We start from the raw sequence: 11726 nt of genomic DNA, 5'->3' as shown, positions 1-11726 counted from the left end.
TTCACGATCTGTTGCCCAAACTCACCAGAGAGGTCAAGTTTCTTTCTTGCTGGAATTTTGGGGCGTTGAACAGCTTTAACACCGTAAACTTCAATTTTTGTATTCATAAATACCTCTCATAACTAGATCGATAGTATACACCTGATTTTAGGAGAAACATATTAAGCCAAGACTATTGGTATTATATGCACACATACCAAGCTAAATTGCCTCTTCAGGCAACAAAAGACAAGGATCAGACGGTCAATAGCGCCCCACTTTGTGTCCCAGCGAACGCAGTGAGCGCCAAAAGATGTTTGTTAGCAGCCAATTTCTACAACTTCTGCATGAGGAACAACTGTTTTTGCCCTAATAAAAATGTTGTGTGCCCAAACTTTTCTTGGAACATGAATATCTAGCGCATTATCACTTTTATTGAAGAAACTTATACAGTTGCCAGCTAATTGAATCTTCACTACAGAACTCTTTGATAAAGTCTTACTACCAATGGCCGAATAGTTTACGCAAATGTTATCGCCTAAATCTTGGAGTACCTTATTAGGATCATAATTTCCAAGTTTTATGTATCGCAAAACGGCTAGCAATATTAGGATTGAAAAAGTAAAAATCCAAAAATAAAAACTGTCCATGAAATCACCGATTGATTGCTACCTTTTAAATAAGAGGCGCAGGCAGGTAGGGCATAATGGAGAAGCCGCCCTGTGTGTTTGCGCCCCATCCCGCGTAGCGGGCGAACTTGATTTTTTTGTTATACACAACTTAATTCGAAGAACTGCTTTCTTGCTGCAAAATGAGCAGGATTTTTTCTAGAGAGTAGAAAAATAACTGCAAAACTACATTTAAGCCAACAATGATAGCACCCCAAATAAAGCCAGTGTCACTTGAATAGTATTTAAGGCCAAGCTCTGAGTGGTTACGAATATTGGAATCTATTAGTGCCCAGTTGGCTAACATCGCAATAATTAGAAAAACAAACAGCCAACATGATGAACGCAGTTTGTATCGCTTTACAACTTTTTTGATATTTTCTTCTGACACGTTGGGGTCCCTCCTTGTGTAAAACAATTCAATAGTGCGCACATTGAGCGTTTTTCTTCAGAGCATGTGCTCGTTTTTATCCATAGTGCCATCATTCAGAGTTTACTGTAAGTCAAAGAGTAGAGGGGATACGCTTAATAAGGGCTAATTACGTTGAGGACAAAAACGCGCTATTGGGGTATTTTTCTGGATATAGGGGACAGGCAACTACAACCGTATACCTAGACAGGCACCTAATTCTCAACAATGACAATGTTTTGGGCAAAAATTAGCTCATTGGCTCCATCAAGTAATAAGTGGCCAACTTCCGCTTTACGTACAGGCTGTGTGAAAACTATTGATCACCTTTTGGTCTAAGCAGACTTTTTATATGATCAATCGGTCTTAAGTATCGGTCCTCAATTGATATCTGAATTGGTACAATAAAACTATCAAAAAATTGATAGGTTTCAATCACATGTCGAGATTTATCAAAGGCCAAAGCCGAACACAAAGCACGCTGTTCCCCGAAGTTTTAGATGACTACATCCATGAAGATAATCCGATTCGTGCAGTCGATATGTTTATCAATTCATTAGATTTATCTGACTTGGGTTTTGCACGTTGCCAACCAGCCAAAACAGGTAGGCCAAGCTATTCTCCGGCAACCATGCTCAAGATTTACCTTTATGTCTATCTTAATCGCATTCAATCAAGCAGACGTTTAGAAAAAGAAACGCAGCGTAATGTCGAGTTGTTGTGGCTGGTTGAGCGTCTTACACTGCCGTTTTATCCAGCTCACAAATGAGCAGTGTGCCATTTTACATATTTGGTATTTTTGCCGTTATTTTTGCCACAGTCATTACGGTTGTGTTGCGTCAAAATTACCTTGAGCTCAAGCACGGCGTAAAGCATTGCTATACCGGCGTGGTAACCAATAAACGGGTAAATAAGCACACCTCATCTACTGGCGGCAATACCACTAACGTCAGAGCCGGTCACGGCTCTAGGCGCACTACAACGCGTACAACTTACTATATTTACCTTGATTACCAAGGATTATCTTGGCCATCCATAAATAATCGGAAGCGTTTACCAAACTCTCGCCCATCTTTAAAATCAGTAAAATCAGATTCGCGAATAATACCTAAACGCTGGTAAGGAAATTTGGTGTTTTGCGGTTGCATAAATGACAGCTTGTACTGTTTGCCAGAAAACGAAACCACGCCACCTCCACTGAGCATATACCAAGGAGATTGGTAACGGGCAGCTTTACGAGAAACCTGAAACACTTCTATCGTTTCATCATTAGTCAGACTTTCGAATACATCGTTACGTTTGAGTAGCGCGTTAAGCTTGCGCTTACCGAAAGTGCCAGTGTCAACTAGCGTTAATGAAACCATGTCTCCTTCAATTTGGATGTACCCCGGCGCACTGTGAAAAATGCCCTGCAGTAGCCATGTCTTAAATAACACCAACGTCAACTCCTCATTTAATAAGGCCTCTATTATGTTTTAAAAGCGTGTAAATATGTATTGCGCAATAGACCGCCACTTCCTAGTATAGATAAAAATTAATAAGGAGTTTGTATGAAACCATGTAAAGAAATGCTATTTCTCTTATTCATAACTCTTGTCGTTCATTTCAATGCTCAAGCGCAAACCACAATGAACGAACAAGCCTGTGCAAAAGGAAGTTCGGATGCGTGTTTTAACGCGGCGTTAGATTATTACGACGGCGCTGGAGTACCAAAGGATATCAAAAAGGCCGTTTCACTTTTTAGTAAAGCATGCCAAATGGGTTTATCCAACAGCTGTATGAACGCGGCAATGATTGCGAAAGGTGGCGCAGGCAACCTTTCGGCCGATTTGGAACTGGCGACGGTAAACTTTGAAAAGGCCTGTGCGCTAGGAATAAAGGAAGGCTGTGACAATGCGTTTTATTATCGAGCTAGCGAAAAATCTGCTGTCTATAACCCAGCTAAAGGAATGCTCGTCGCTAAAAACGCCTGCTATATAGGAAACGAGAACGCGTGCTTTTGGGGACTCTATCGGGCTCACGATGGTAAAGAAGGTAAGTTTCCTGATTTGATTGATAGCAAAGAAGCGGCTTGGTTTGGCGAATTTACGTGTCGTAAATACAACGATCCACTCGGCTGCCATAAAGCGGAAATCTTCTACGCAAAACCAGAATCGCCGGGATTTGATGCCGAAAAAGCGTTAATTTATTCCAAACTGAGCTGTGATACCCACTCTGGTAATATTAGTTGTTTCAATGTGGGGCGTATTTACTGGGAAATTAATGAACACCGGCTAACGGCGCACTATATGCAAAAATCATGTGATTTGGGTTACGAAAAAGCCTGCCCGCACGCGAAAGAATGGCGAGAGTATTCCCAAAAAATGATTGCTTATGAGGAACAAAAGGCTAAAAACGACGCCATGATCAGCGCCCCTCTATCTCAGGGACGCTACGGCGAGGCAGTCTCAATTGCTATTCATCAATTACGTTCCACCGAACATGCCCAAAGAGCCGTAATGGCAGCCAGTAATGCGGGCGCAATGGGGCAGGTGAACACTCAGGACCTATATGTTCTGGCAACGTGGTTTTCGTCTGGGCCAGTTAAAAGCGCAACCAATGCCGAAATGTCTGCCAGAGGAACTGGTCTCGAAGGAACGTTCGGTGGCGGCACTAACACTGCAGGTGCGGCCAGCCAGCGATGGAAAGAGGCATACGGTAGCACAATGCCTACTGCGTCCTCGTCTTCTTCATCGCCGAGCATGAAAGCGATGCCAAGCGCGGCACAAATATCAGCACAAACCCGTGAAAAATACCGTTATGCCCATTGTACAATGGCAGGCAGTAATGCAAGCGCGAGCGTTTGTAGGAATTAAGGCACGCTGACGTATGTGGGTTACGTTGCTTCCTAAATACAGCTATCTAGACATAGCTACCTAAAACGCACATGTTTACGGATTAGCTCGCTGACATTTTTACAGCCCATTAAACGCATATCGCGCTCTAGTTCGGTTTTCATCAAGCCTAGAGCGCGTTCAACTCCCGCTTGCCCTGCCGCGGCCAGTGGGTATAAATAATAGCGCCCGACACCAACCGCTTTTGCACCTAGCGCCAAAGCTTTTAGCACGTGTGTGCCACGCTGCACGCCGCTGTCGAATAACACATCAATACGCTCACCGACGGCATCAACGATTTCGGCTAAATGATCGAACGAACTGCGTGAACCGTCGAGCTGACGCCCACCGTGATTAGAGATGATAATTCCAGTACAACCAATATCCGCCGCACGCTGAGCATCTTCCACACTCATGATGCCTTTCAAGCAAAATTGCCCATCCCAGTATTTGACCATTTCTTCTACATCATGCCAGTTCATTGACGGGTCGAGCAAATTACTGAAATATTCACTAATGGAACTGGCGCCGCCTTCCATTTTGATGTGGGCGTCGAGCTGTGGCAGTGAGAATTTTTCGTGCGTTAGGTAGTTAATGCCCCACATTGGGCGCGTGGCAAACTCCCACAACCCTTTTAAATTAAGGCGAAAAGGAATGGTGAAACCGGTGCGCAAATCACGCTCTCGGTTACCGCCAGTAATCGAGTCTACGGTGAGCATCATCACTTGAATGTTACTGGCCTTGGCGCGTTCCATCATGGCGCGATTCAAACCACGATCTTTATGAAAATAAAATTGATAGGCTTGAGGTACGGTCACCTGCTGAGCAATTTCTTCCATGCTAACCGTGCCTATTGAAGAGACCCCGAACATAGTGCCGAACTTTTCAGCTGCCGCCGCAACCGCACGCTCTCCATCATGGTGAAATAGGCGCTGCAACGCGGTGGGTGAACAATAAACTGGCAGCGCAAGCTTCTGCCCCATCACTTCCACACTTAAATCAATATCTTTAACGCCCGTTAATACACGGGGAATAAGGTCGCAGGTATTAAACGCGGCCGAATTGCGGCGTAGCGTAACTTCGTCGTCAGCACCGCCATCAATGTAATTGAAAATGGGCCCAGGTAGGCGCTTTTGTGCTAGCTTACGAAAGTCATGGAAGTTGTGGGGGTTTTGTTAACTTTTTGTGGTAACAAAAAAAGGTTAGTTCTGAGTAATTAAGAATCTTTCACTTTCAAGTCGAGAACTTTCTCGGACATCAATGAAGTAGCTGTTTTGAATTGATCCCGACCATTATTCTTAGCCGCATAGAGAGCGATATCTGCAGCTTTAAAAATGCTATCTGGTTCCTTACCATTTAGACCAAACCCAGAGATGCCAATTGAAATTGTGATCCTGCCTAAAGATTGCCCAGCAAAAAACCAATTTTCCGCTTTTACTTGATGGTTTAGTTTACGAGCAACGATTTGGGCATTTTGAATATCTGTTTCTGGCAAAATAATCAAAAACTCTTCGCCTCCTATACGACACACAATGTCTTCTTTTCGAACCATTTGAGTGAGTAAGTTTGCCATATTTTTGAGCACAAAGTCGCCTTCATCGCTTCAAGGCGACATCAGTCACTTTTGATTTGGCGCCACCAAACCGGCAAGTGACTTCTTTGTCAGATGGCTTGAAATATCGCGCTGACTGAGCACTTATCCAGACGGATTAATGGTATAAAAGAGCCAACGGCACATCAGAGCGAAATGAACGCTTTGGTGTCGACAGTGGCTGGCCAAACCGCCCCAAACAAATGTGCATATTCAAACTGATATTGCTTCAGAACTCGCAGGTGACTGCCACATGTGGCCTAAATGCGTGATGTCGTGCAGGATAAGACGAGCTGCGTGCTGTACGCCTGGTTGTTGTTCTGGATGTCGAGAACGACTGGTTATCCATCTAAACTCCAACGATTTTAAAGCTTATTCTTTGTATTAATATGGTAGGTATCGCGGGATTCTGGCCCAAGCAATGAAGTCAGAAGCCCAATACCCAAATATTTCAGCGGTCACAAAGGTTAGTACATAGCATTAATTCTACTTGTGCTTTCTTAACGACAGACTATTCAATTGCTCTGACAGAAAAAGAAACGTAGCCCAGTTCATAGCCGTTGCTATCGTTATCCTGAAACCTCACATCATAAGTGCCGGGCTTTGACGGTGCAGACATCTGCAGTGTGTGCTGATACTTGCCGTCGATTTTCTTATAACTGACATCATGGTTATCAACGGTGCGCTCATCAATATGCGCTACATCTGATGGCACAATTGCAAAATAGGCAGAATCATTAACGGTATCAGGCACCGAGTAGGAGATGGAGATGGCTTCGCCGGGAGAATATACAGCTTTATCCGTTTTAAAGTGAATCTTCTCCAACCAGGGTTTAACAGAAACCGAAAAGCTGACACTCGCCACCTCAATACCCCGACTACCAGTCTGATCATTTAGTCTGAAGTCATAGTCACCGGTTTTGTAGGGAGCGGCAAAAGTATAAGTACCGGATTTTTCCTTGCCGGTATATTTGTACGCCATATCATGCTGATCATTTTTACTGGAGAGCCCATGCTCAATATTGCTGGGAATCAGTCCAAGCCAGCCTTTGTCGATAAAATTACCAGGCACACGAAACGTCACAACAACAGGTTCATTGGGATGATAAATTCGTTTATCAGTTTGTACTCTGCTTTGTTCAATCCACGACTGGCGGTTAACCTCAAATGTCAGAAAATCAATTTCTGTTCCATTATTATCGCTGTCATTAAAGCGCAGCGTGTAAATACCGTCGTTTTCCGGCGCGTTAAAAAATAGCACCTGTTCTTTCTGATCACGAACATAACGATATTGCAAATCATGCTTATCGTTAGTCGCTTCACTACCATGTTCTATACCAGCAGGAATCACGCCTATCCACGCATTTGCAGCAATTTCCGGCAAATTAGCTTTTAACGTAACGACAATTTGCTCTTCTGGCACATACACGGCTTTATCAGCAAACATGAAATCTGACTCTGTACTGGCCTGGGCAAAAGATGGAAAATAACTGAACAGTGTCAATAGGGAGACGGCTGCGGTACTACGTTGCATATCTACTTCCTTGTTTACTACAAATTTATTCAAATCGCGCTTAGTATAAAAATAAATAAAACTAATCACCATTACTTTTTCATCATACTTTCAGAAACATAGAGTATAAGAAGAACAAACGCTATTTACTACCCTTTATACCAGCTGAATTAAAGACTTGTTTCGCGTACTCAGATTGAAGTTTGGTAATGAAGTGATGAACTAATTGTCCGCCACATAGTTGAGTTCGCAGGCCATTGGTACTGAATAATTGTTCGTGAAATGTGAAAGATGGTGCCTCAACAAGTTAATGCTCAAGCTCTATTTTGCGGTAGGACTTTTAAGCCCCAAAATCGAAATTTCGCTGAATGACAAAGTCTTCAAATGACGGTGGTTCTAGTACTTCATCTAACGGTGGTGCTCTGCATGTGTTGGCAGTAATAGGAGAGCCGTTTTTATCTAAGTGCATCAATATCTTGTTGATGATAGTAGGCTGTGTAATACAAGCGACTATTTTGACATTGTTGCTCTCACACGCTTCGCAAATGGTAATATCAATGTTGAATACTCGCTTTAACCGCTGAGCCCACGACATACTGCGGGCGTGGTAGGGTTTATCTGAATCTTTCAGATGTTCTGCTAACCGAGGGCTGTTCTTTCCTCGCTGAGAAGCCGTGACCTCTGCACGTACATTGGCATTGGGGGCAAATACCCCGTAAAAACGAGTAAGATTGAGTCTAGGTGGTGGCACAAGTGCAGCAAGTTTGCCTATGAAGTCAATCGGCGAAAAGTAAACGTGAGTGGTACCATCTGTATATGGCGTCTTGAGTTCATATCTGACGTTGCCTGTGGAGGTTAGACTTAAGCGTTTTTCACTCACCGCTGGCCTTGCGATGTATCAGCAAAGGCGTTCGAGTTTATCAGATTGGTGGGTATCAGCAAAAACCCCTGCATGTAAGCTAAATCCAGCTATCTTTGCGAGTTGACCAAAGTTTTCCGAATCTTTGGCTGGAACGGCTTGTAGACTGAACACTTTTTTTCCTGCATCTGGACCCACAGCGATACGATAACTAACCGATGCGGCCTGTAATGGCAATAAACTATCTTCATCATCAATCGGCAAGTTTAGAAAGGTGTTGTCCATGTCACGTTGGATCTGTCCTGCTTTTTCCAGATATTGTGCGATGCGATGGCTGAAGGTGTTGACTACCCGCTCCATATCGCTATGGCTAGGGGCTTTGACACGTTTGAATTTGGTTTGACCTCGCTCTTTTTTGACGACGCCTTCTAGAAATAGTATGTCGAAGTGGATATTGAGATTCAGTGCACTACCAAATCTTTGGATATAAGTCACTGCCCCGGTCTTGGCTTGCTTTTTCAAGTAACCTGCTCGATGGATGATGGAAGATAATCCGATTCGTGCAGTTTTATCAATTCATTAGATTTATCTGACTTGGGTTTTGCACGTTGCCAACCAGCCAAAACAGGTAGGCCAAGCTATTCTCCGGCAACCATGCTCAAGATTTACCTTTATGTCTATCTTAATCGCATTCAATCAAGCAGACGTTTAGAAAAAGAAACGCAGCGTAATGTCGAGTTGATGTGGCTGGTTGAGCGTCTTACCCCAGACTTTAAAACGATTGCTGATTTCAGACGTGACAACGGCAACGCGATACAACAAGTCTGTAAGCGCTTTGTGTTGATATGCCGTGAACTCAATATGTTTACGGATGCCATCGTGGCTATTGACGGCACTAAGTTCAAAGCGGTTAACAATATCGCTAAGAACTACTCACGTGGTTTGATAAAGACGTGTATCGAAACAACCGAAAAAGATATTGCCAATTATCTTATGGAGCTCGATAGAGCAGACCGCCAGTCCCGCACTGAAGACGCAGAAAAATTGAAAGGCAAGCTCGCTAAACTGCAAGCGCGTCTGGTAAGCGAGAAAACAATACAGCAAGAATTGGAAACCTTACCCGACAAACAAATCTCCTATACCGACCCCGACAGCAGGCGAATGGCACTAAAGCATAAAGGCGTATTAGTTGGCTATAATATTCAAGCGGCTGTCGACACCAAACATCACTTGATACTTGCCCATTACGTGACTAATAACCCAAGTGACAGACACCAGCTTGTCCCGATGAGCTAGCATGTGCAACAAGCGTTAGGTAAACAAGACATTACCATTCTTGCTGATAGAGGTTATGACGATAGCACGAGCTTTAAGACTGTTCATCAGGCAGGCGTTACTGCAATTGTTCCGAAGATCCGTACTTCGGCTAATCGAAAAAAAGGACTGTTTACCAAAGAAGACTTTGTCTATAACAAAGAAAAAGACGTCTATGAATGTCCTGCTGGCAAAGATATCCCGTTTAGCTTTGTTTCAACTGACAAAGGCAAACCGCTACGCGCTTACATGTCGGTCATGACCTGCAAAGGTTGTACTATGAAATCGCGGTGCACAACATCACCAGCAGTAAGACGGATCCGAAGACTCGATGATGAGGAGCATGTTGAACGCGTGGCACAAGCTTATAAAAACATGCCAAACGCAATGATATTGAGGCATCGATCCGTCGAGCATCCCTTTGGCACAATAAAGCAATGGGCAGGAACGCAACAACTACTGACAAGAACATTAAAACATGTAAAAACAGAGGTAAGTTTGCAGGTCTTGGCATACAACTTCAAAAGAATGATGAATATCATGGGCGTTAGCGGTCTCATATCTGCAATGAAGACGTGAGAGTTGTGGAAACACTCATTCAAAAACTATAGTGGACTTAGAATTTCTGTATTATTCAATTTAAAAACAGCAACCATAAATATGAGTTTTCACACGGTCTGCGTACAAAATGGTCGTTTAAACTCAGTGTTCTCGCGGCACGCAGAGTTAAAAGGAACAAAATTAGTTTCATTTATTACCATCTGAACTGAAATTCTACGATGCTGCTCAACCATATGAAACTCGCCCAAGCGCAATAATTTTTTCAAACGGTGTGGTGTCGGGTAATGTGCCAAAAGCAAAACCACTTCCATGGCCAAGCCTCGACTCACAGAACGTGTGGGCAATATCGATAAAGGTGTTGTCGTTATCAAGTGACGTAGCAAGAAGAGAACAAGCTTGCAGTGCTATCGCCATCTGCTCTGTTAGATAGCGGCTTCGCATTTCCATATTCTGAGTATTTGATAGCTCTTCAAATAATTTACTAAGATGAATATCGTAGTGCTTATTTTTGCCAGTTTGGGTTTTAAGCTCGTTAACTAAGGCCTCTTTAACATTGGGCTCTTTGGCAAGAGCGCGCAGCACATCTAAGCATTGCACGTTTCCACTGCCTTCCCAAATAGAGTTAAGCGGGGCCTGACGATAGTAACGGGGCATAGGATTTTCTTCAACGTACCCAATGCCGCCTAAACATTCTTGGGCTTCGTTTACAAACATAGGCGTGCGCTTACAAATCCAGTATTTTCCAATTGCCGTGGCAAGCCTTGCCAATGCGGCTTCATGGTTGCTACGCAATGCACTATCCACCGCCTTGGCAACGCGCATAGTAAGTGCGGTGGCGGCTGCGCATTCAATGGTAAGGTCTGCCAGAACGTTTTGCATTAAAGGCTGTTTGACTAACGTTTTGCCGAAGGCGTCGCGATGACTCACGTGATGTAATGCGTGAACCATTGATTGGCGCATAAGGGCCGATGAACCAATCATGCAGTCTAATCGGGTAAGCGACACCATATCTATGATAACTGGCACGCCGCGGCCTTCTTCTCCAATCAAATATGCGGTGGCTTCCTGGAATTCAACTTCAGATGATGCATTGCTCCAGTCGCCTAGCTTGTCTTTCAAACGCTGAATGCGTACGTTATTAAGTTCACCGTTTTCAAGCATTCTTGGTAGTAAAAAGCAGCTTAGTCCACTTTCGGCTTGTGCAAGTATAAGATGAGCGTCGCACATGGGGGCTGAGAAAAAGAACTTATGCCCTACAATGTGGTAACTGCCATCAGCCTGTTTTACTGCAGTAGTGGTGTTTCGCCTCACATCCGACCCGCCTTGTTTCTCGGTCATGCCCATGCCTATGGTGAGCCCGTGTTTCTGACTAGCGGGAAGAGAACGAGGGTCGTAAACGCCGTTAGTGGTTTTATCTAGGTAGTAGGGCGGTAAGTTTGCTCCATAACGCATTGCTGGGATTGCCGCGTGGGTCATGGTTAGCGGACAAGACGTACCAGACTCAGCTTGATAATGCATATACATCAGCGCTGCGCGAACAGTATGGGCTCCTTCAACTCCCTCGTGCGTCCACGAATAGTTGTGAACATTGTGCTGCATCGCTCTTTCCATTAGTGCGTGATAGCTCGGGTGAAACTCTACATTATCTGTGCGGCGGCCATAACGATCGAATGTATGAAGCGTTGGCTTGTTCTTATTAGCGAGCTCCCCGTGACCCATAAGTGTATCACCCGCAAGTTGACCATATTGATCTAATAAACCTTCGTCATGCTGGTGTGATGAAGGTAAATGGTGGTTTACCAATAGACGTAACAACGCATCATTGCGCCACAAATTGTAGGGGGCGGGAATGGTGGGTTGGTTTTCTACAACGTGCGTCACAAATCGATCTGATGGGGTCATGGCATTTCCACTTATGAATAGAAAGGGTGCATCTTTTTTGCGCTTTTACTTTAGAGC

Annotated in this window: 6 protein-coding genes and 5 pseudogenes; 3 read left to right on the top strand and 8 right to left on the bottom strand. The window is 44.0% G+C overall.

Going from position 1 to position 11726, the window contains the following annotated elements:
- Positions 1-299: 299 nt before the first annotated feature.
- The gene (locus JC525_RS15435) at positions 300-629 is read right to left on the bottom strand and encodes a hypothetical protein (RefSeq protein ID WP_198816621.1); all 330 of its coding nucleotides are present in this window, start codon (positions 627-629) and stop codon (positions 300-302) included.
- Between the two features lie 130 nt (positions 630-759).
- A complete protein-coding gene (locus JC525_RS15430; protein ID WP_198816620.1) occupies positions 760-1038 on the bottom strand; it encodes a hypothetical protein in 279 nt (92 codons plus the stop codon).
- A 457-nt stretch (positions 1039-1495) separates the two neighbouring features.
- Between JC525_RS15430 and JC525_RS15425 the strand changes: the two are divergent.
- Positions 1496-1807, top strand: a pseudogene (locus JC525_RS15425) (transposase); the annotation flags it as partial.
- Between the two features lie 259 nt (positions 1808-2066).
- Here JC525_RS15425 and JC525_RS15420 read toward each other — a convergent pair.
- On the bottom strand, positions 2067-2492 hold the full coding sequence (locus JC525_RS15420) for a hypothetical protein (protein WP_198816619.1): 426 nt from the start codon (positions 2490-2492) through the stop codon (positions 2067-2069).
- A gap of 114 nt (positions 2493-2606) precedes the next feature.
- Between JC525_RS15420 and JC525_RS15415 the strand changes: the two genes are divergently transcribed.
- On the top strand, positions 2607-3911 hold the full coding sequence (locus JC525_RS15415) for a tetratricopeptide repeat protein (RefSeq protein WP_198816618.1): 1305 nt from the start codon (positions 2607-2609) through the stop codon (positions 3909-3911).
- Positions 3912-3967: 56 nt separating this feature from the next.
- Here the strand turns inward: JC525_RS15415 and JC525_RS15410 are convergent.
- The 4 genes and pseudogenes from JC525_RS15410 to JC525_RS15395 form a co-directional block, all read right to left on the bottom strand.
- Positions 3968-5056: pseudogene (locus JC525_RS15410) on the bottom strand (alpha-hydroxy acid oxidase); the annotation flags it as partial.
- Between the two features lie 89 nt (positions 5057-5145).
- Positions 5146-5517, bottom strand: a pseudogene (locus tag JC525_RS15405) (GGDEF domain-containing protein); the annotation flags it as partial.
- A 514-nt stretch (positions 5518-6031) separates the two neighbouring features.
- Positions 6032-7054 carry a hypothetical protein gene (locus JC525_RS15400; RefSeq protein WP_198816616.1) on the bottom strand — a complete coding sequence of 341 codons (1023 nt, stop codon included), beginning with the start codon at positions 7052-7054 and terminating at the stop codon, positions 6032-6034.
- A 319-nt stretch (positions 7055-7373) separates the two neighbouring features.
- Positions 7374-8387 (bottom strand): annotated as a pseudogene (locus JC525_RS15395) (transposase).
- A gap of 40 nt (positions 8388-8427) precedes the next feature.
- On the opposite strand from JC525_RS15395, the pseudogene JC525_RS20250 reads away from it, so the two are divergent.
- A pseudogene (locus tag JC525_RS20250) lies at positions 8428-9785 on the top strand (IS1182 family transposase); the annotation flags it as partial.
- A 207-nt stretch (positions 9786-9992) separates the two neighbouring features.
- Here JC525_RS20250 and JC525_RS15380 read toward each other — a convergent pair.
- Positions 9993-11669: an acyl-CoA dehydrogenase family protein gene (locus tag JC525_RS15380; protein WP_198816613.1), complete on the bottom strand. Its 1677-nt coding sequence runs from the start codon at positions 11667-11669 to the stop codon at positions 9993-9995.
- Positions 11670-11726: the final 57 nt, after the last annotated feature.

This window comes from Alteromonas sp. IB21 (genome assembly GCF_016405965.1).
Lineage (GTDB): Bacteria > Pseudomonadota > Gammaproteobacteria > Enterobacterales > Alteromonadaceae > Alteromonas.
Note: the sequence above shows the minus strand (reverse complement) of the source record. Positions and strands in the feature narration are given on the sequence as shown.